The sequence below is a fragment of the Kitasatospora sp. NPDC048662 genome (genome assembly GCF_055587065.1).
The window spans coordinates 77445-95789 of sequence record NZ_JBVJHA010000014.1 but is presented as its reverse complement, the minus strand read 5'-3'; the positions used below and the strand labels follow the sequence as shown (position 1 = coordinate 95789).

The following is an 18345-nucleotide window of genomic DNA, read 5'->3' as shown; positions in this document are numbered from 1 at the left end:
CCGGCCTCAGCGGCCGCGCGGCGGTCCCAGCAGGCGGCGCAGCGCGGCCGGGGTGTGACCGAGGTGCCGGCGGACGGTGCGGGTCAGGTGCGCCTGGTCCGCGTAGCCGAGGTCGGCGGCCAGGGTGCCGAGGCCGGTCTCGCCGGCCTCCAGGCGGTCGAGGGCGCGGGCGAGGCGGACGCGGTGGCGGTAGTGGGTGACGGAGACGCCGAGTTCGCGGGGGAAGGCCCGACTCAGCCGGTACGGGGACGCGCCGAGCAGTTCGGCGAGCGCGAGCAGCGTGCCGGACGCCGGGTGGTCGGCGGCGATGGCCTCCCGGGCGGCCGCGACCAGCGCCCGGTCCTTCGCGGCGGCCGACCGTTCGTCCGTGCAGGGCGCCGGCCCGGTCGCCGTCCGGGCGACGGCCTTCGCCAGCAGGGCGAGCAGTTCTTCGGTGACTGCGTAGTCGACGTCCCCCGAACCGGCCGCGCGCAGCACCCGGCGGTGCGCGAGGTCGAGCGGCGGATCGACGTAGAACGCGCCCGGCGCGGTGTCCCCCGCCAGGGTGTGCCAGAGCGTGGGGGTGACGTTGATCGCCGTGCAGTGGTCGCCGCCCGACGGATGGGCGAACGACTCCTCCTCGCCGGGCGGGCCGAGATAGCCGAGGCTCGGGTCGAGTTCGAGGGCCCTCCCGCCGGCCCGGCGCCGGAACCGGCCGCGCCGGACCAGCACCACCTGGTGCGCGCGGTGCACTTCGGGCGGCGACCACCGGGTGTGGTCGCTGCGGCAGACGACGGCGCTGATCTCGAAATCGGGCCGGGACGCGACGGATTGGAGGGAGAGCACGGCCCGCACCGTACCCGCCGGGTCCGACAAGTGGCCCGGGGCCGCAAGAATGTTCAAGACCCGGGCGGACCGGGTGGGCGAGGCTCGTCACCGAAGCCGCGGTGGCTTCGTCCCTTCACCGAGGAGTCTCCTCTTGTCCGCTCTCACCCAGCTCTCCGCCGTGTTCGTCGACTGCGCCGATCCAGTGGCGCTCGCCGCCTTCTACCAGAAGGCAACTGGCTGGCAACTCACTGACAGCACCGAGGAGTTCGCCGCCCTGGACGCCGGCCGGGGCGGTCCCGCCCTGGCCTTCGCCCGGGTCGCCGACTACCGCGCCCCGCAGTGGCCCGAGGGCGCCAAGCACCTGCACCTCGACTTCACCGTCGCCGACCTCGACCGCGCCGTCGCCGCGCTGCTCGAACTCGGCGCCACCCGCCCCGAGTTCCAGCCCGGCGGCGACAAGTGGGTCGTCCTCACCGACCCCGAGGGCCACCCGTTCTGCCTGGTCCCCGCCGCGAGCTGACCGGACCCGCAGGTCACCGGCCCAGCTGTCGCATCGAACGGCCCCGGCGGGAAAGGCGAGTTCGAGGGCGACACGGCCGGTGAGCGGCTCGTGTTCCTCGCGTGCGGCGAGCACGGGCTCGCCGAGGTGGCGGGCGAACGGCGTCACGGCGTGGTCGCGGCGGACGTCGATGCGGCCCGACTCCCCCATGCCGAGGTCCTCGTGCGGCGGCTCCTCGTCCACGATCAGGCACCAGTCGGAGCCGGTGGTGATCCGGGTACGGCCGCCCCGGTCGTCGTGGAGCCGAACGGCAACCGGCTCGGCCTGGTACTCGCGCTCGGCGGGGCGCGCGTACCAGGCCGCCGCCAGCCCGGCCGGCCGTCGGCCGACCAGGGTGGCGGGGTCGATGCCGTCACCGTGGCCGGGGCACCTGGGCAGCGGGGCGGGGACGTTCACCGACCGGCCCCGTCGAGGCTCTGCGCGGCGGCGATCGCGGCGCCCTGGTCTGCCGGCGGCTGACCGACCGGGCGCGGCAGGTCGGCGAAGTCGAGCTTGTTCTCCACCCGCGGCTGCCTGTCACCGGCGCCCACGGCCCGCACAGCGGTTCTCCGGCGGCCCCCGGTACTCACCAGCGCATCCGGACGTCCTCCGCCCACCCCAACAGCCTGTCCACCGCGACCTTTTGACCGTCGTCGGTGCGGATGCTTCCCCGGTAGTGCCCGAAGCACTGGTCGGTGCGGTTGGCGAGCAGTCCGGCCTCGGTGCGGACGCGGCGGTCGTGGAAGGGCGTGAAGGTCAGCTCGACCTGGTCGCTGTCGGGGGTGCTGATTCGCCAGGGGGCGAGCGGGGTGGCGGGGTCGTACTGCCAGTCGAGTTCGGTGCCGATCTTGCTGAGCCGGCCGTCCACGCAGAGCGCGTTCTCGGTGGCGCCCGTCCCGACCGTCCACTGCCCGCCGAACTGGAGGCCGACCACGTGCCCGTCGGTGCGGCCGGACGCGGCGCCCCAGTTCCAGCTGAGCGAGCGCGGCCAGCGGCCCCGGCCGTGGTCGAGCACGCCCCAGGCATCCGCGCCGAACTCGTAGCTGCGGTCGCCGAGTCGCACGGTGCCGGTGGCGGGGCGGGCGGTGTGCTTGGAGGTGTACTGGAAGCGCTTTCCGTCCCAGGGCACGACCACCGACAGCGCCTCGTGGCCGTCGGGCAGAGCCACCAGCAGGTCCACTTCGAGCGGCCGCAGATCGGCGGTGAGCGCGCGGGCCAGCAGCCGGGTGCCACCCTTTTCCTGACGGATCGCCACCCGGACCTGACGGCGGCTGGGCCGCTCGGGCCCGACGACAAGATCCCCGCCGTACCGGCCACCGGACCCGGCGATGCCCTCCGGCATCGCGGTACGGCGGCCGGGCACGCCGGGGGCCAGCGCGGTGCGTTCGTGGTCCTCCAGCACACCGTGGTCGTCCCAGGCCAGGAAGTGGACGGCATCCAGAGTGAGGAAGTCGAGATCGCTGACAGTCAGCGCCACCAGATGGCCGGGCGTCGTGACACACCAGTACTCGAACCGCTTGGTCCGCCCCCACCCCCGCAGGTTCCCCCGATGCAACGGAGTCCGAGACCACCCAACCGCCCCGGGGTTGAGCCGCCCATCAGGCCGGCACAGGTCAACGGGCTCGGTGATCTCACGCTCATGGGTCGCCATCCGCGCACCCTACTGCCCCCAGGAGCCAACGGGAACGGGCTTGAACTGAAGCCCCCATCCGCTACAGGTCATTCGGACGGGGCCAGTAGCGCCGTACGGACACTGTCCGCGATGTCCGCCGGATCGGTGGTAGCCAGGTACCGAACCATCTGTGCCTGCACTTCTGTCAGTGTGTCAGGCAGGCGCTCGGGGGTGAGTCGGCTCGGTGCGATCCCGGCCCGGAACTCGGGGCGGTCGAGTGCGGTACGCACCAGGGCTTCCGCCAGGTCGAGCGGCATGCGTTCCCGGAGCGCGAACGTCAGGTGGAACGAAGGTTCTGGGTCGGCCGAAAGACAGTGCGGGTTGTGTACCCACCCGCGCGGCATGACCAGCGTGTCACCGGGCTTCAGATCGAACACGGCGTACGGGTCGGTGTTGTCCCACCGTTCTTGCATCTCCGCCGTCCACGTGGTGGGGGACGACAGGTACTCGTCCACCGGGAACCGGACTTCGGGGCGCCAGAGTGGCCAGCGCTTTCGACCGTGGATCTGTGTCACCACGGCCAGGAACTGGTCCCAGTGGTGACGCAGCACCTGCGCCCCGGGCGGGGTGACCAGACCCGAGACGTACAGGGTGTATCCGGTCTCGGCGCGGATCGCGTGGCACAGCTCGGCGAGGTACGGCACCCGGGTCTGCAAGTGCCGGAAGTTGATCGTGTGGCCGTGGTCGAACAATTCCCGCAGCTTCCCGAGGCGCATCCTTCCGTCCCGCGAGAACCGACCGGGGTGAACGGCTTTCCCGTCCTTCACGGCGGCCGTGAGCCCGGGGTCCGTCAGCCCGTGGTCGAGCAGCGTTCCAATGAGCGGAAGCGTGATCCGACCGTCCAGTTCGGACTCCTTGCGGCGGTACACCGCGGGTTCGACCGGACAGGCGCGTAACAGAGTTTCGGCCGCTTCTGGGCCGACCAGGGTGGCGAGTGCCATGCACTCATCTCCGATCACGATGGGGGAAGCGGGCAGGGCACGTCGGGCAGGTGCCGGTTCGGGCACACGATCACGGATGCGTTGAACATGCGTTCACCCGCCAGGTGGTGCATCCACACCACGTCTGTTCCGTTGATGAGCGCGGCCGTCGCGTACTCCACCTTGGCGGACAGCCCGGGACAGACCGGTCGGCCGTCCGGTAGCGGGGCCGGCGGGTGCAACTCGTAGGTGCCGGCCAGCCATTGGGCGGCCTCCTTCGGCTCCGTCCATGTCTGCCGCGAGAGGCAGGACGGACGGCGCAGCAGGTGGTGCCCCGTCTGCATGGGCGGGACCGTCCGCTGCTCGAACGGCAGGTGCGCCTCCTGGTCGGGGCCCTTCATGGCGGAGACCATCGTGTGCCACGCCGCGTCGAACGAAGCGGGGCGCCGAAGGTACTCGCTGTGGTAGGTCTCGGGCCTGCCGATCCACGGGCCATAGCCGTGGAAGTGAGCAAGTTCTGTCACGGGTTATCCTCCACGGAGCGGGGGCCGCTGGTCTGACTGAGACTCAGACCAGCGACCCCCAGCGTGAATCAGCGGTGCGTCAGCCTGGGCCGTCGGATCGTCAGGCCGCCGTGGCGCGGATGGCGTTGATCCGGGCGGCGAGGGCGTCCAGCTCGGCCCCGTTGAAGCGGAGCAGCGGCGAACCGTCGCCCAGCTTGCTGTCACCGAGGGCGAAGGCGTCCGTCGTGCCCGGGATGGCACCGATGGTCGCGCAGGACTCGGACTCGCCGTCGCCGGAGTTTCCGCCGCACGCCTTGGCCAGCTCCAGGCCTTCGGTCGGCAGCGCGTACAGGTCGAGCTTCGACATGTTTCCCTCCAAGGGGTGATCGAGTGTCCGGCCAATCGGGTGACCGGCCGGGTGGTGCACCCGCTCCGCTCGCGGGATCGGCACGCGACCAGAGCGGGAGTTGTTGGGTCTACTCGGCGGGGCGAGCAGGGACTGCGGGGCATGCGCGCATCCCGCCGTGGTGCTGGCGGAAATCCATGAACGGCACTTCGGGCTCAGCAGTTCGGGGCGCCGGCGCGGGACTTCACCAAGGCGCGATACCACGGAGCCACCTGAACCGTCCGACGGAACCGGAGCACGCACTTGCATGGCGACGCGAGCAGCAGCCCAGCCGGCACCGCTCCGACACCGAGCACCAGCGCGCCCGTCACGGCCGTCAAGCGTGTCACAGCTCACCCCGCCTTCGGCTGACGGTTGGCCTTCGCCGTCATGCCCACCCGCACCAGCTCGTTGACGGTCGCCGCTCGCACCACGCGGGGGTCGGCCGTCCACGGCTCGCCGTCACCGAACACCGGACCGAGACACCACCTGTCGCCATCCTCGCTGCGGAACTCGCCGGCTCGGCCTGCCTTCGTGTCCACCACCAGGTCCCCGACCTTCGGGCGGAACAGCGGAACGGCGGGCGTGACCGGCTCGGTGACGGCGGCAACGATCGCGTCCCAGTGCGTGTTGAGGAGTTGCAGGTGCTCGGCCAGCAGTCGCACCGCTCCCACCCGCGCCCGACCCACGTCCACCAGCACTTCGCCCGTGAAGGGCTCGGACCGGTCGACGCCGAGTTCCGGCAGCTCGATGCCGAATGCATCGGCAACTTCCCGCAAGGCGTCGCACACGGTGTGCGCCTCCGCGTGCTGTTGACGAACGATGCTCGCCAACGGTGATTCGGGTCTAGTGTCCACGTCCATCACGTCGTGCCCTTCCGTAGTCGAGCCACTACCGGGGGCTTCACTGTGGCCCAGCGTCGCAAAGTGTTCAACTTGTCAAAGTTGCTCGGAGAGTAAGGAGTTGAGACGGTGAACCGGTCTGAGCTGGACCCCGCCGAGTCGCCCGAAGCAGCCTTCGGTGCGTTCCTGCGCAGCTCACGCGAGGCGCGAAAGTGGACTCAGGAGGAATTGGGCGAACACACCGGCTACTCGGGGACGCACGTGTCTGCCGTGGAAAATGGCAGGCGTCCCCCAACTCCCAGGTTCTCTCGGGAACTTGACAAGGCGTTGGGTACCGAAAACGTATTCCAGCGTCGAGCGCAGGATCTGCACAGCTCGGTACTGCTCGAAGGCTTCCCTGAGTACGTCGCGCACGAGTCTCGCGCCGTGGAACTGCGCCTGTTCACCCTGGGCATCGTGCCCGGAGTACTTCAGACCATGGACTACGCACGGGCCATCGCCGCAGGGGCAGTCCGCCGAGGCAGCATCACGCAGGACCAGGCCGATGAACGGGTGGCCTACCTCGCACGTCGGCAGGCGGCCCTGCGCCGGGAGCCGCCACCACAGATCCATGCGGTTCTGGATGAGAGTTGTATCCACCGCCCGGTCGGCGGGCCGGCGGTCATGGCCGATCAGTTGGATGCTTTGCTGACCTTCGCCGAGATGCCGCACACCGTGTTGCAGATTGCCCCTCTCGCCATAGGCGAGGACCGGGCCTTCGATCTTCCTGTGTATGTGCTCACCCTGCCGGACAGGTCCCTCATGTCCTACGCAGAGTCCGCGCAACAAGGTCATCTTGAGCGAGAAACCGGTGCAGTCCTACCGGTGTTGACGGCCTACTATCAGCTACAGACCACAGCACTCTCACAAGCTGAGTCTGTGGCCCTGATCGGCCAGCTAAGGAGGGAAGTGCCGTGACCGAGCCCGTGTGGTTCAAGTCGTCGTACAGCAGCAACGGCGGGGAGTGCGTGGAGGTGGCGCGGAACCTGGTTGCCGCCGAGGGCATCGTTCCTGTTCGGGACAGTAAGGACCCGGAGGGGGCGCACCTCCGATTCAGCCCTGCAAGCTTCGACGCCTTCATCGACGCCGTGAAGGCTGGCCGCTTCGGCAACGTGTGACCGCAACGCCCCGCAGTTGAGCCCCCGACGCTTCGCCGGGGGCTTCGCTGGTCCTATGCGGCGAGCGCGAGCAGCTCGACCGCCAGGGCGCACCGGCCGTCGGCACCGACACGGCCACCGGCGGAAACACGGCTGTGCGGTCGACCGGCCCGCCCGGAGGATCCGGGAGACGGCACAGGCCCCGCTCCGGCCACCCGCGTGGGGAGGACGAGGTGGGGCCTGTGTCGCGTGATTCGGGTCGGCCGGCGAGGACGTTCACCGGGCGGGACGGCGCTGACCTGCCCGTGCCAGCGACCTCGCGGGCCGGTTGGCGCTTGGCGCGCGGCACCCCGCGCCGGGCTACTTCGCCGCGACGGCGGGCGTCTGTTCGGCGGGTACGGCCTTCAGAGCGGCCGCCCGGCGCATGCCGGGGATTGCGAGGGTGACCAGCCCGGCGAGAACCGCCGCGCCCGCGCCGATCAGGAACGCGGTGCGGAAGCCGCCCTCCGACGGCAGGGTGCGCCCGTGGAAGTTGGTCGTCATGTGTGCCAGCACCACGCCGATGACGGCCGAGGAGGTGGACGTACCGATGGAGCGCATCAGGGCGTTGAGCCCATTCGCGGCGGCGGTCTCGGAGGCCGGGACGGCGCCCATGATCAGCGCGGGCATGGCCGCGTAGGCGAACGCGATGCCGCCGCTGATCAGGCAGGAGAACACCAGGACGCCCCAGGCGTGGCCCATCAGTCCGAGCGCGGCGAGGTAGCCGCCGGTGATGATCACGGCGCCGACCAGTAGGGAGACCTTGGGGCCCTTGGCCCGGGAGAGCTTGGCGGAGATCGGCGACAGCAGCATCATCACCAGGCCGGCGGGGGCCATCCACAGGCCGGCGGCGACCATCGACTGACCGAGGCCGTAGCCGGTGCTGGTGGGCAGCTGGAGCAGTTGCGGGGAGACCAGGCTCATCGCGTACATCGCGAAGCCGATCACCACGGAGGCCAGGTTGGTCATCAGCACCTGGCGGCGGGCGCTGGTGCGCAGGTCCACCAGCGGCTGCTCGGTGCGCAGCTCCCACCAGCCCCAGACCGGGAGCACCACGGCCGCGAGGGCGAGCATGCCGAGGGTGGAGCCGGAGGCCCAGCCCCAGTCGCCGCCCTTGGAGATGGCGAGCAGCAGGGAGACCAACCCGATGGCGAGGCCGATCGTGCCGACCACGTCGAAGCGTCCACCGGAGCGCACCGGGGACTCGGGGACGAGCGCGACGACGGCGCCCGCGATCAGCACGCCGAGCGCGGCGGAGATCCAGAACAGGGCGTGCCAGCTGGCGTGCTGGGCGATGACGGCGGACAGCGGCAGGCCGAACGCGCCGCCGATGCCGAGCGAGGAGCTCATCAGCGCCATGGACGAGCCGAGCTTCTGCGGCGGCAGTTCGTCGCGCATGATGCTGATGCCGAGCGGGATGACGCCGGCGCCGATGCCCTGCAGGGCGCGGCCGATCACCATCGGCGCGAGCGCGTTGCTGAAGCCGCAGATCAGTGAGCCGATGACGAGCAGGGTGAGGCTGATCAGCAGCACCTTGCGCTTGCCGTACATGTCGCCGAGTCGGCCGAGCACCGGGGTGGCGACGGCACCGGCCAGCAGGGTGGCGGTGATCGCCCAGGACGCGTTGGCGGCGGAGGTGTGGAGCAGGTCCGGCAGTTGGGGGATCAGCGGGACGACCAGGGTCTGCATCAGCGAGACCACGATGCCCGCGCCGGCGAGCACTCCGACGACGGGGCCGGTGCGTGCCTGACTCATGGGGTTCTTCTCATTTCTCTGGTTCAGCTCTCCGGCTGGCATTGCATATGCATGATGCACATCATGTGTACCATACATATGAGACCCTCGCGGGATATGCTGCCGAAAAGCGACGCACCGGACGGAGGAGCATGCGGCACACCAAGGAACTCGCCCTGATCGAGCGGGAAATGATGCTGCTCAACCGCCACCAGGTGCTCGCCACCGCCCGCACCTCCGGCAGCCCCGACAGCCTCGACCGCAGCGCGTACACCCTGCTCAGCCGGATCGAGACCGAGGGACCGCTCACCATCGGCCAACTCGCCGAAGCGTTCGGCCTGGACACCTCCACCGTCAACCGGCAGACCGCCGCCATGCTGCGGGCCGGCCTGGTCGACCGGATCTCCGACCCGGACGGCGGGGTGGCCCGCAAGCTGCGCATCACCGAGGAGGGGCTGCGCCGCCTCCACCACGACCGCGACTGGTCGATCCAGGGGCTGGCCAAGGTGGTCGACGACTGGACGGCCGAGGACCTCGCCGGGTTCGCCGAGGTCCTGGAACGTTTCAACCGCGACATCGAGAAGATCCAGGGCCGCCCCTGGCCGCGCGACTGACGACCCGTCCGCGCGCTCTCCCGGCTCGGCGTCAATTCGCGCCGCCGAACGCTCCCCCGGCTCGGCGTCAATTCGCGCCGCCGAACGCTCCCCCGGCTCGGCGTCAATTCGCGCCGCCGGACGCTCTCCCGGCTCGGCGTCAATTCGCGCCGCCGGACGCTCCCCCGACCGCGTTGCACCCGAGTGGGTGGCCAGTGCGGCACAGGCCAGGAAACTGGCGGGTAAAACCTGTCGCCCGGAATCCGGCAGCCGCCACCGCCGAAACGATCAGGCCCTACGATCACCCCCAGGAACGGGCACCCGGACCCCGGGTCGAACCGTGCGGGAAAGGGCGGAGGAGGCGAAGTGGCCGAGACGGCGATCGATCTCAATGCGGACCTCGGCGAGGGCTTCGGCCGCTGGAGCCTCACCGACGACGAGGCCCTGCTGTCCGTGGTCACCAGCGCCAACGTCGCCTGCGGCTTCCACGCCGGAGACCCGTCCACCATGCGCCGGGTGTGCGCGCTGGCCGCCGAACGCGGGGTGCGGATCGGCGCCCAGGTCTCCTACCGCGACCTCGCCGGGTTCGGCCGTCGCGCGATGGACGTCCCGTCGGAGGAACTGGCCGACGAGATCGCGTACCAGATCGGTGCCCTCCAGGTGTTCGCCCGCGCCGCCGGCTCCCGGGTGTCGTACGTCAAGCCGCACGGCGCCCTCTACAACCGGGTCGTCCACGACAACGAGCAGGCGGAGGCGGTGGTTTCGGGCGTCCTGCGCTCCGGCGCGATCTGCGACGGCCCGCTGCCGCTGCTCGGCCTGCCCGGCTCCCGCCTGCTGGACGTCGCCGAGGGCGTGGGACTCCCGGTCGTCACCGAGGCGTTCGCCGACCGCGCCTACACCTGGGCCGGCACCCTCGTCCCGCGCCGCGACCCCGACGCCGTCGTCCACGACCCGGAGGCGGTCATCGCCCGCGCGGTCGGCATCGCCCGCGACGGCACCGTCACCGCCGTCGGCGGCGAACCCGTCGCCGTCCGGGCACGCTCGCTCTGCGTCCACGGCGACACCCCCGGCGCCGCCCAGCTCGCCTGGCGGGTCAGGGGCGCGCTGGCCTCCGCGGGCGTCCGGGTGGAGGCCTTCACCTGACGGTCCGGCACCGCCGAAAAATTCCCCGAATTCGTGCTGCCACAGCCACCCGGAATTGCCCCGCAGGCGCCCGCGGTCACCCCGCCCGGCGCCTCCCGCCCCCACCCGCGACCGTCGCGGCGGGGCCCCTCCGAAACCCCCCGCGCCACCGCGTGCAGGCCCTCGCCATATAGCCCCTGACCTGGCGTTTTCTCGGATTCCCCCTAGGGTTGGGGCACTGCCCGAGCACCGGAGGGGACACCGTGACGCATGCATACGACGCCAGTTCGATCGTGGTGCTGGAGGGCCTGGAGGCGGTCCGGAAACGGCCCGGGATGTACGTCGGATCGACCGGTGAATGGGGGCTGCACAACCTGCTGTACGAGGTGACGGACTCGGCCATGAACGAGGTGGTGCTCGGACGCGCCGGACGGGTGGAGGTCGTCCTGCTGGCCGACGGAAGCGCGCGGGTCACCCACGACGGTATCCACGAGCGCCCCCTCGACCACCAGTTGACGGTCCTGCGGCCGGCCGGTCGGAGCACCAGCGATCGCCGTACCGTCAGCTGGTACGACCTCGGCCTCTTCGTGGTCAACGCGCTCTCCGACCGGCTGCTCGCGGAGGAGTGGCGCGACGGGGTGACGACCCGCCAGGAGTACTCCTGCGGCAAGCCGATCGCCCCGCCCCACCCGACGGGCCCGGCGGACGGCACTGGCACGGCAATCACCTTCCGGCCCGACCCTGAGATCTTCGAGACGGTGGAGTTCGACCGCCCCGCCCTGGCCGCGCGTTTCCGCGAACTCGCCATGCTGAACCGCACCTTGGACGTGGTCCTGACCGACGAACGCGGCGAGGAACCGCACACCGAACGCTTCCACGCCCCGGACGGCGTCCGGGAGTTCCTCACCCAGCTCGGCGCCGACCCGGCCGAGGCGGTGGTCGTCGAACGCAAGGACGAGCGAATGGGCGGGTCGATGGAGATCGCCCTCGCCCCGGCCGGAGACGGCGAACCACAGGTCCTCGGGTTCACCAACTCCCGCCGCACCGAAGGCGGCACCCACCTGGTCGGCTTCCGCGACGGCGTGACGGCCGTCCTCGGCGAAGGCGCCCGGCTGACGGCGGTCGTCTCGGTGAAGCTGGACCAACCGAGCTACGAAGGCTGCCGCCGCGAGATCCTCGGCAACACCCCGGTCCGGGCCTGCGTCGCCGAGGCCGTCCAGCACGCCCTGGAAACCTGGCGTGACCAGCACCCGCAGCGGGCGGCCGCGCTGACCGCCCGCTGACGGCTCAGACCTCGGCCCGGGCATGCCCCGGGTCGAGGTACCGTACCGTCACCGTCGCGCTGTGCGGCGCCAGCAACTCCTCCAACTCCCCTGCCGCAGCCGCCAGTTGCTCCCCGTCCGGCGCCAAGGTCTCCAGCAGGAACAAGGCATCCGCCGAGTGCTCGGTGACCCGGGTACGGTGCGCGTCACGGTGGTTCCAGTGACGGGTGAGAACGCCCGCCGCATCCCGGTAGATCACCTCGCCCTCCTTCGGCCGCTCCACCGTCCCCGGCTCCCCGAGCGGCGTGAACTCCTCGCTCCCGTCCGCGAATCCGATCACCACCTCACCCTGCACCGCCGCCAGATCGAACGCCCCGGCAGGCAGCCCGTGCCGAACGGACACCACGTTGTACGAGTCCACGGCGGGATTGATCCGGGGCAACACCCCCTGCTTGGCCAAGCGCCGCCCGAGCGCATCCACACTCGGCCGCATCCGCCGCGGGTTGGTTCGGAAGGCCCGATACGCGGCATGCCAGTCCCCGATCCGCGGATCGTCCTCGCCGGCCGGCCGCCAGTCACCGTCGGCAAGTTGACCCTCCAACCGCTCCAGCGCGGCGGCAGTGGCGGGCCACGGCTCGGTCCCGCGAATCCCGCGCGCGGTAATGAGCGCGATCCGGGTACCGGGGAAGGCCTCGGCCACGGCGGGGTGCAGGTGCACAGACGTCATGCGGTGGTGCTCCGTTCAGAGAGGTACGGACAATCGGCCCGGGCGGGCGCGCAGGAAGGCGCAGGCAGGCAGGCCACCGTGGCCCCCGGCGAGCGAGCGGCCCGAAGCCGACGGTGCGGCGCGAGTGCACGAACCCCACGCGAACGCTGCTCCGTTCGGAGAAGGGCACGTCGATCACGCCAGCGCCAGCAGACCGACCGCGACCGCCGCCGCGCCGAGGCCCGCCAACTGACCCCGGTGGATGCGTTCGGCGAGGACGGCGCGGGCCAGCAGCACAGTGCCGGCGGGGTACAGGGCGGTGATCACGGCCACCACGGTGAGGTCGCCGCTACGGGCGGCCAGCAGGAAGAGGACGCTCGCCGCGGAGTCCAGCGCACCGGCGGCCGCCGCCAGGCGGTAGGCCGGGCGCGCGGGGCCGAGCCGGCGGCGCAGCAGCACGGCGGCGGTGAGGGTCAGCGCGGAAGTGACGGTCCGGCCGACGATCAGCGGGGCGATGCCGCTGCCGGCGGGGGCCTGGTGGAGGCAGACCAGTTGCACGGCGATCGCGGTGCCCGCGCCGAACGCGAGCAGCAGCGCGGTCCGGGAGACCCGGGCCCGGCCGTCCGTCGAGCCCGCGCTGACCAGTACCACGGCCACCAGCGCCAGTGGCAGGCCCACCAGCCCGGCGCTGCCCAGTTGTTCACCCTGGATCAGGCCGACGGCGACCGGCAGCACCGCCGACACCAGTGCCGTCACGGGCGACAGTACGTTCATCGGGCCGATCGCCAGCGTGCGGTACAGCAGCGCGAACGCCGCCGCCGAGGCGGCGCCCGAGGCCGCGCCCCAACCGACCGCCCCGGCACCGAACTTCGCGCCGAGCACCGGCCACATCGCCAACTCGACCAGCAGGCTGGCCGGGGCGGCGATCAGTACGGTGCGCAGTACGTGGGCCCGGCGCGCGCCCAGGCCGCCGAGGAAATCGGCACAGCCGTAGGCGAGCGAACTGCCGAGGGCCAGCAGCAGAGCGATCATGTCACTTCCCCAAGTGTGGAGCGGAACAGCGGAACGGTACATCAGACTGAACGAAGCAGACCAACACATTGATCGACCGAGCTGTTCCCCTCCCCGACCCCACTCGGAAAGCGCCTGCCCGCCCGGACGCGAAAGCGCTTGCCCACCCCAACCGGAAAGCGCCTTCCCACCCCAACGGGAAACCGCTTTCCCGTCCCACCCGGAAAGCGCTTGCCGCACCCCGCGCCCGAGTGCTCTGCTCGCCCCATGGACAACCGCCTGCGCACCGACCGACTGACGCTCCGCCGCCTCTCCCCCGCCGACCTCCCCGCCGTCACGGCGCTGTGCGGCGACCCGGAGGTGATGCGTCACCTGGAGGACGGCCGCCCGATGCCCGCACCGCAGGTCGCCGAGGAGGTGCTCCCGGCCCTGCTCGACGAGTACGGGCGCCTGCCGGCCGGCCTCGGCTGCTGGGCCCTGGCCACGGGCAACGAACCCTTCCTCGGCTGGGCCGCGCTGCGCCCGGCGCACTCGGTCGGGCTGGAGACCGGCCCGGCCGGCGGGCTGGAACTCGGGTACCGCCTGCTGCCCGCCGCCTGGGGGCGGGGCTACGCGACCGAGGCGGCGCTCGCCCTGGTGCACTCCGCGTTCACCGAGCTGGAGGCGGAAAAGGTGGTGGGCACCACCATGGCAGTGAACTCCGCCTCCCGCCGGGTACTGGAGCGGGCCGGACTGCGCCACGTCCGAACCTTCTTCGAGGACTGGCCGGACCCCATCCCGGGCAGCGAACACGGCGACGTGGTGTACGAGCTGACCCGCCCCGACTGGACGGTGCGGCACAGTGGCGGTCCCGCACAGGCTGCCCCCCGGCGGTAGTCACCCCCAGGCGCTCAGGGCATCGAACTCCCCTCCCCCGCAGGAAGGTTGAGCACCTCCGTTTCGCCCCCCCCACCGTCCGGGCAACCCGCGATCCCCGCATACACCCGGACGAAAGGTCCGCGACACCTTGAGCCCCTATCATCCGGGCCACACCGGACCGAGCCCCCGAGCCGCCGCCGGGCCACCCCACGAGCGAACAGGACTGCCGCCATGCTGAACCACCGATCGATATCCGCGGGGTCTGTCCGGTGATCGACTGGTTCCACGGGGCCGTGCTCGGCCTGGTGCAGGGTCTGACCGAGTTCCTGCCGGTCTCCTCCAGTGCGCACCTGCGGGTGTTCTCCGCCCTCGCGGGGTGGGACGACCCGGGCGCGGCGTTCACGGCGGTGACGCAGCTGGGCACCGAGTCCGCAGTGCTGATCTACTTCCGCCGCGACATCGGCTCGATCATCAAGGCCTGGACGCTGTCGCTGTTCCGCGCCGAGTGGCGGCGCGACCAGAACGCGAAGCTCGGCTGGTACGTGATCGTCGGCACGCTGCCGATCGGCATCATCGGCAAGCTGTTCCAGGACACCATCGAGACCACGCTGCGCGACCTGCGGCTGATCGGCACCACGCTGATCGTGTTCGGCCTGATCCTCGCCGTCGCCGACCGCTCGCGCGCGGTCCGCAATGCCCGCCCGATCAGCTCACTGACCTTCCCGCACGCGCTGATCTACGGCGCCGCGCAGTCGCTGGCGCTGATCCCGGGCGTCTCCCGCTCCGGCGGCACCATCAGCGCCGGCCTGTTCCTCGGCTACAGCCGCGAGGCGGCCGCCCGCTACTCGTTCCTGCTGGCCATCCCGGCGGTGCTCGCCTCCGGCACGCTCGAACTCTTCAAGATCGGCGAAGGCCCGGCACCTGCCTGGGGGCCGACCGTCCTGGCCACCCTGATCGCCTTCGCGGTGGGCTACGCGGCCATCTCCTGGTTCCTGAAGTACATCTCGCACAACAGCTTCATGCCGTTCGTGATCTACCGCGTCCTGCTCGGCATCACCATCATCGGCCTGGTCACCACGGGCGTCCTCGCCCCCGACGCGGGCGCGGTGCACTGACCGCCACCACCCCCGAAGGGGCGGGCCGGTTGGCCTGCCCCTTCTTCATTCGCCTCTTCCGTGCACCTTTTCCCTGCGCCCGCTACTTCTGGTAAAGCATCCAGGTCTGGTGCCACCCGCCGTCGGCCGGGTTGATGGTCACGGACCGGTCTTCTCCATTGCCCTGAAGGACCATCTCCCGGTCCTCGCTGCTGGCGATGGTGGTGTACTCCCGGTCGGTGTCGACCACCCACCGCTGGGTCTCGTCGCCCTCCTCGCAGGCCAGTTGGGTCACGGACTGCCCGTCGCCCGCGTCCGCGATGCACTTCCCGTAGTGGCCGCCCTTGATCATGAAGATGCCGATGCCGTCGGACGTCTCACCGACCCTGGTGAACGTCCAGTCCTGGTAGCCGAAGCTGGGATCCCGGGTCCAGAACGCGGCCCCGAGATACTCGTCCAGGTTGGTGTTGTCGCTCGCCACCTGGACGGATGCGGTGAACGACTCGCCCTGGGCCCGCGCCGGACCACCCCCGAGAACGACGCCGGCGAGTGAGACTGCTGCCGCGAGGGTGGCGGCCTTCCTGGTGATGTGCACTGCCTCTCCTTGTCCGAGCTGTTCGCGAACGCGTGGGGCCCATACCGGGCCCGTCCGCCCAGTCGCGAAGCTAGAGGGTGTGCACAGCGCTTCGCGTCCGGGATGATCCGCGTCGCCGCGATCGGCCACGGCAATTCACCTGGGCAGCGCACAGTTCACCCGAGGGCAGCAAGCTCCGCGCCGGCGAGCTCGACCCATACACCTCCCGAACCCACAACACTGCATGGTCGGCCCTCACAACCCCGGCGCGCCGTCCGCGAGGTGGTCGCCGAGGGGGGTGCGGTGGTAGAGGACGCGGCGGCCGAGGCGGGTGCGGTCGACGAGGGCGGATTCGCGGAGGATGGTGAGGTGGCCACCGATGGTGCCTACGGACTGGCCCATCAGGATGGCGAGTTCGCTGGTCGTGGCGGGGATGTCGAGGTGGCGGAGGATGGCTGCACGGCCGGTGCCGATCAGCCGGGCGAGGGCCTGCTCGCCGGCCGGGGCGGGGCCGGGAACACCCGTTCCGCGGGCGGGGTAGACCAGGGCGTGCGGACGGCCGGGGGCGTGGCACAGCCAGGAGCTGCGGCGGGCGCTGACCGGCACGAACAGCATGCCGTCCGGCCCGACCACGTGGTCGGGGCCGGGCTGGTCGCTGAACCGGATGGCGTCGCTGCCGACCCACCCGCTGCGACGGTTCATCAGGTGCAGGGCGCGCGGCCAGCCGTGCGCGGCCAGCAGTCCGGCCCGGTGGGTGACGTCGCGTTGCAGGACGGCCCGGCGGGCGGGCCACTCGGCGGCGAGGTGGGTGTCCCAGACCGCGCGGAACAACTCGGCGGCCCGCGCGCCGTGTTGGCGCCCGGTGAGCCAGTCCAGGTGCCGGTCGTCCTCCCAGCTGTGCGCCAGTGACAGTCGCAGGCTCTCCCGCACCGCCTCGTCCGGTACCCGCGCCACCTCGGCGAGTTCGGCCTCCAGGGTGGTCTCCATCCCGCCGCCCGGCGGCACCACCAGGTGGTCCGGCAGGTACTTCGTGGCCGAGATCAGCTCGACCAGCCCCCGCGCGTACGGATCCGCCCGGAGCCGGGCGTGGAACTCCACCCGGTGCCGGGTGTGCCACTCCGGATGCCACGAATCGGCTGCGGGACGGGCGAGTTGGATGATCGTGGCGAGTGTCTCGGCGAACGGCGACAGGGCGAACCGGGAGCGCGACAACGCCAGCGAGTCGAGGCGCAGCATCACCATGGCGAACGTCGTCCACCCTTCTCCAGGTTTCGTCGGTCGCCGAAACGATAGAGGCCCGGCGGTACGGGCTCGCACACTCTGCGGGTGCTTCCACCACTCCTTCACCACCACGGTTTCCGCTGGTTCTTCGCCGGTCGCGCGATCTCCCTGCTCGGTAGCGCGATGGCGCCGGTGGCGCTGGCGTTCGCAGTGCTCGGCGACTCCGGCCGGGCCGCCGACCTGGGCATCGTGCTCGCCCTGCGGACGCTCCCCCTGCTGGCGTTCCTGCTGCTGGGCGGCGCGATCGCCGATCGTCTCCCGCGCCGCACCGTCCTGCTCGCCACCCACCTCGGGGCGGGACTCACCCAGGGCGCGGTCGCGGCGCTGCTGTTGACCGGCCACTACGCGCTCGGCCCGATCGCCGCCCTGGAGTTCCTCAACGGGCTGCTCACGGCGTTCACCTCGCCCGCGCTGGTCGGCGTCCTGCCCGAACTCGTCCCGCGCGAGCAACTGCGGCCCGCGAACGCCCTGTTGGGCATTGCCTCCAACGGCAGCAAGGTGTTCGGCCCGGCGCTGGCCGGCCTGCTGGTGGCAGGCGTGGGCGCCGGCTGGGCGGTGGCGGCTGACGCCCTCAGCTACCTGCCGGCCGCGCTCTGCCTCGCCCGCCTTCCGGCCGGCCGGATCCGCGCCCAACGACCCGCCCTGCTACCGGAGTTGCGCGAGGGGTGGACGGCCTTCCGGCGCACCCGCTGGATCTGGTGGACGACCTGGTCGTACTGCGCGACCAACCTGCTGCTCACCGGCCCGTGGCAGATCCTCGGCCCGCAACTCTCCGGCCCCGCCCTCTGGGGCACTCTGCTCGCCGCCCGCGGCACCGGTCTGCTGTTGGCCGGCGCCGCCCTCTACCGGCTCGCCCTCCCCCGCCTCCTTGCCGCCGGCCAACTCGCAGGCCTGGCCCTCCCCTTGCCCCTCCTCGCCCTCGGCCTGCACGCCCCCGCCCCCTGGCTGCTCGCCGCCGCCCTCACCGCCGGCCTGGGCAGCGCCCTCGCCACCACCGCCTGGGACACCTCACTCCAGGAACACCTCCCACCCGACCTGCTGTCCCGCGTCTCCTCCCACGCCGACGTCTTCTCCTACCTCGCCATCCCCCTCGGCCAACTCGCCTGCGGCCCCCTCGCCACCCACTACGGCCCGCACCTGGTCGCCACCACCACCGCCCTCACCCAGGCCACCCTGACCCTCCTCCCCCTCCTCTCCCCCCACGTCCGCACCCTCCCGCACCTCAAACCGGCCTGACCTCAACGCAAAACCCACGCGCGACCGCCAGC

20 protein-coding genes are annotated in these 18345 nt (G+C 71.5%); 9 read left to right on the top strand and 11 right to left on the bottom strand.

Features of this window, described 5'->3' with window-relative positions; all coding sequences use genetic code 11:
• Nucleotides 1–6: 6 nt before the first annotated feature.
• Nucleotides 7–825, bottom strand: a complete 819-nt coding sequence (locus ACZ6R9_RS29130; protein WP_380484937.1) for a helix-turn-helix domain-containing protein — start codon at nt 823–825, stop codon at nt 7–9.
• Between the two features lie 133 nt (nt 826–958).
• Between ACZ6R9_RS29130 and ACZ6R9_RS29125 the strand changes: the two genes are divergently transcribed.
• Nucleotides 959–1327: a VOC family protein gene (locus ACZ6R9_RS29125; RefSeq protein WP_465541413.1), complete on the top strand. Its 369-nt coding sequence runs from the start codon at nt 959–961 to the stop codon at nt 1325–1327.
• Between the two features lie 604 nt (nt 1328–1931).
• On the opposite strand, the gene ACZ6R9_RS29120 is transcribed toward ACZ6R9_RS29125, so the two are convergent.
• The 5 genes from ACZ6R9_RS29120 to ACZ6R9_RS29100 all read right to left on the bottom strand — a co-directional run bounded on the left by ACZ6R9_RS29120 (nt 1932) and on the right by ACZ6R9_RS29100 (nt 5688).
• Complete coding sequence (locus tag ACZ6R9_RS29120; protein WP_465541411.1) at nt 1932–2996, bottom strand: DUF2804 domain-containing protein; 1065 nt, start codon at nt 2994–2996, stop codon at nt 1932–1934.
• 68 nt (nt 2997–3064) lie between these two features.
• On the bottom strand, nt 3065–3958 hold the full coding sequence (locus ACZ6R9_RS29115; RefSeq protein WP_465541409.1) for a JmjC domain-containing protein: 894 nt from the start codon (nt 3956–3958) through the stop codon (nt 3065–3067).
• Nucleotides 3959–3972: 14 nt separating this feature from the next.
• Entirely contained in the window at nt 3973–4461 is a 489-nt protein-coding gene (locus ACZ6R9_RS29110; protein WP_465541407.1) for a hypothetical protein, read from the bottom strand.
• A 100-nt stretch (nt 4462–4561) separates the two neighbouring features.
• On the bottom strand, nt 4562–4807 hold the full coding sequence (locus tag ACZ6R9_RS29105; protein WP_465541405.1) for a DUF397 domain-containing protein: 246 nt from the start codon (nt 4805–4807) through the stop codon (nt 4562–4564).
• Nucleotides 4808–5178: 371 nt separating this feature from the next.
• Nucleotides 5179–5688 (bottom strand): hypothetical protein, encoded by a 510-nt coding sequence (locus tag ACZ6R9_RS29100; protein WP_465541403.1) that lies wholly within the window; start codon nt 5686–5688, stop codon nt 5179–5181.
• 108 nt (nt 5689–5796) lie between these two features.
• Between ACZ6R9_RS29100 and ACZ6R9_RS29095 the strand changes: the two genes are divergently transcribed.
• Together ACZ6R9_RS29095 and ACZ6R9_RS29090 are read left to right on the top strand one after the other, a co-directional pair.
• Nucleotides 5797–6624, top strand: coding sequence for a helix-turn-helix domain-containing protein (locus ACZ6R9_RS29095; protein ID WP_465541401.1), 828 nt, complete (start codon nt 5797–5799; stop codon nt 6622–6624).
• Nucleotides 6621–6824 (top strand): DUF397 domain-containing protein, encoded by a 204-nt coding sequence (locus ACZ6R9_RS29090; protein WP_387861848.1) that lies wholly within the window; start codon nt 6621–6623, stop codon nt 6822–6824. The genes ACZ6R9_RS29095 and ACZ6R9_RS29090 overlap by 4 nt, the downstream gene beginning before the upstream one ends.
• A gap of 339 nt (nt 6825–7163) precedes the next feature.
• Here the strand turns inward: ACZ6R9_RS29090 and ACZ6R9_RS29085 are convergent, their stop codons facing one another.
• Nucleotides 7164–8597, bottom strand: a complete 1434-nt coding sequence (locus ACZ6R9_RS29085) for an MFS transporter (RefSeq protein WP_380484948.1) — start codon at nt 8595–8597, stop codon at nt 7164–7166.
• Between the two features lie 131 nt (nt 8598–8728).
• Between ACZ6R9_RS29085 and ACZ6R9_RS29080 the strand changes: the two genes are divergently transcribed.
• From ACZ6R9_RS29080 to ACZ6R9_RS29070, 3 genes are all read left to right on the top strand, one after another.
• The gene (locus ACZ6R9_RS29080; protein ID WP_465541398.1) at nt 8729–9190 is read left to right on the top strand and encodes a MarR family winged helix-turn-helix transcriptional regulator; all 462 of its coding nucleotides are present in this window, start codon (nt 8729–8731) and stop codon (nt 9188–9190) included.
• A gap of 345 nt (nt 9191–9535) precedes the next feature.
• The gene (locus ACZ6R9_RS29075; protein ID WP_380484952.1) at nt 9536–10312 is read left to right on the top strand and encodes a LamB/YcsF family protein; all 777 of its coding nucleotides are present in this window, start codon (nt 9536–9538) and stop codon (nt 10310–10312) included.
• A gap of 242 nt (nt 10313–10554) precedes the next feature.
• Nucleotides 10555–11574: a DNA gyrase subunit B gene (locus ACZ6R9_RS29070; RefSeq protein ID WP_465541396.1), complete on the top strand. Its 1020-nt coding sequence runs from the start codon at nt 10555–10557 to the stop codon at nt 11572–11574.
• Between the two features lie 4 nt (nt 11575–11578).
• Here the strand turns inward: ACZ6R9_RS29070 and ACZ6R9_RS29065 are convergent, their stop codons facing one another.
• Together ACZ6R9_RS29065 and ACZ6R9_RS29060 are read right to left on the bottom strand one after the other, a co-directional pair.
• Nucleotides 11579–12280 (bottom strand): B3/B4 domain-containing protein, encoded by a 702-nt coding sequence (locus ACZ6R9_RS29065; RefSeq protein ID WP_465541394.1) that lies wholly within the window; start codon nt 12278–12280, stop codon nt 11579–11581.
• A gap of 174 nt (nt 12281–12454) precedes the next feature.
• Complete coding sequence (locus ACZ6R9_RS29060) at nt 12455–13291, bottom strand: EamA family transporter (protein WP_465541392.1); 837 nt, start codon at nt 13289–13291, stop codon at nt 12455–12457.
• Nucleotides 13292–13537: 246 nt separating this feature from the next.
• On the opposite strand from ACZ6R9_RS29060, the gene ACZ6R9_RS29055 reads away from it, so the two are divergent.
• Nucleotides 13538–14146, top strand: a complete 609-nt coding sequence (locus ACZ6R9_RS29055; RefSeq protein ID WP_465541390.1) for a GNAT family N-acetyltransferase — start codon at nt 13538–13540, stop codon at nt 14144–14146.
• A gap of 254 nt (nt 14147–14400) precedes the next feature.
• On the top strand, nt 14401–15243 hold the full coding sequence (locus ACZ6R9_RS29050; RefSeq protein ID WP_465541489.1) for an undecaprenyl-diphosphate phosphatase: 843 nt from the start codon (nt 14401–14403) through the stop codon (nt 15241–15243).
• 82 nt (nt 15244–15325) lie between these two features.
• Here ACZ6R9_RS29050 and ACZ6R9_RS29045 read toward each other — a convergent pair whose 3' ends face one another.
• Together ACZ6R9_RS29045 and ACZ6R9_RS29040 are read right to left on the bottom strand one after the other, a co-directional pair.
• Entirely contained in the window at nt 15326–15817 is a 492-nt protein-coding gene (locus ACZ6R9_RS29045) for an RICIN domain-containing protein (RefSeq protein WP_465541388.1), read from the bottom strand.
• Nucleotides 15818–16051: 234 nt separating this feature from the next.
• Nucleotides 16052–17038, bottom strand: a complete 987-nt coding sequence (locus ACZ6R9_RS29040; protein WP_465541386.1) for an ArsR/SmtB family transcription factor — start codon at nt 17036–17038, stop codon at nt 16052–16054.
• Nucleotides 17039–17122: 84 nt separating this feature from the next.
• Between ACZ6R9_RS29040 and ACZ6R9_RS29035 the strand changes: the two genes are divergently transcribed.
• Entirely contained in the window at nt 17123–18313 is a 1191-nt protein-coding gene (locus tag ACZ6R9_RS29035) for an MFS transporter (protein WP_465541384.1), read from the top strand.
• Nucleotides 18314–18345 lie beyond the last annotated feature (32 nt).

Coding starts and splice junctions, on each gene's coding strand:
- ACZ6R9_RS29080 (WP_465541398.1), top strand. CDS start 8,729: ATGCGGCACACCAAGGAACTCGCCCTGATCGAGCGGGAAATGATGCTG.
- ACZ6R9_RS29055 (WP_465541390.1), top strand. CDS start 13,538: ATGGACAACCGCCTGCGCACCGACCGACTGACGCTCCGCCGCCTCTCC.
- ACZ6R9_RS29115 (WP_465541409.1), bottom strand. CDS start 3,958: ATGGCACTCGCCACCCTGGTCGGCCCAGAAGCGGCCGAAACTCTGTTA.
- ACZ6R9_RS29085 (WP_380484948.1), bottom strand. CDS start 8,597: ATGAGTCAGGCACGCACCGGCCCCGTCGTCGGAGTGCTCGCCGGCGCG.
- ACZ6R9_RS29120 (WP_465541411.1), bottom strand. CDS start 2,996: ATGGCGACCCATGAGCGTGAGATCACCGAGCCCGTTGACCTGTGCCGG.
- ACZ6R9_RS29040 (WP_465541386.1), bottom strand. CDS start 17,038: ATGGTGATGCTGCGCCTCGACTCGCTGGCGTTGTCGCGCTCCCGGTTC.
- ACZ6R9_RS29065 (WP_465541394.1), bottom strand. CDS start 12,280: ATGACGTCTGTGCACCTGCACCCCGCCGTGGCCGAGGCCTTCCCCGGT.
- ACZ6R9_RS29105 (WP_465541405.1), bottom strand. CDS start 4,807: ATGTCGAAGCTCGACCTGTACGCGCTGCCGACCGAAGGCCTGGAGCTG.
- ACZ6R9_RS29060 (WP_465541392.1), bottom strand. CDS start 13,291: ATGATCGCTCTGCTGCTGGCCCTCGGCAGTTCGCTCGCCTACGGCTGT.
- ACZ6R9_RS29100 (WP_465541403.1), bottom strand. CDS start 5,688: ATGGACGTGGACACTAGACCCGAATCACCGTTGGCGAGCATCGTTCGT.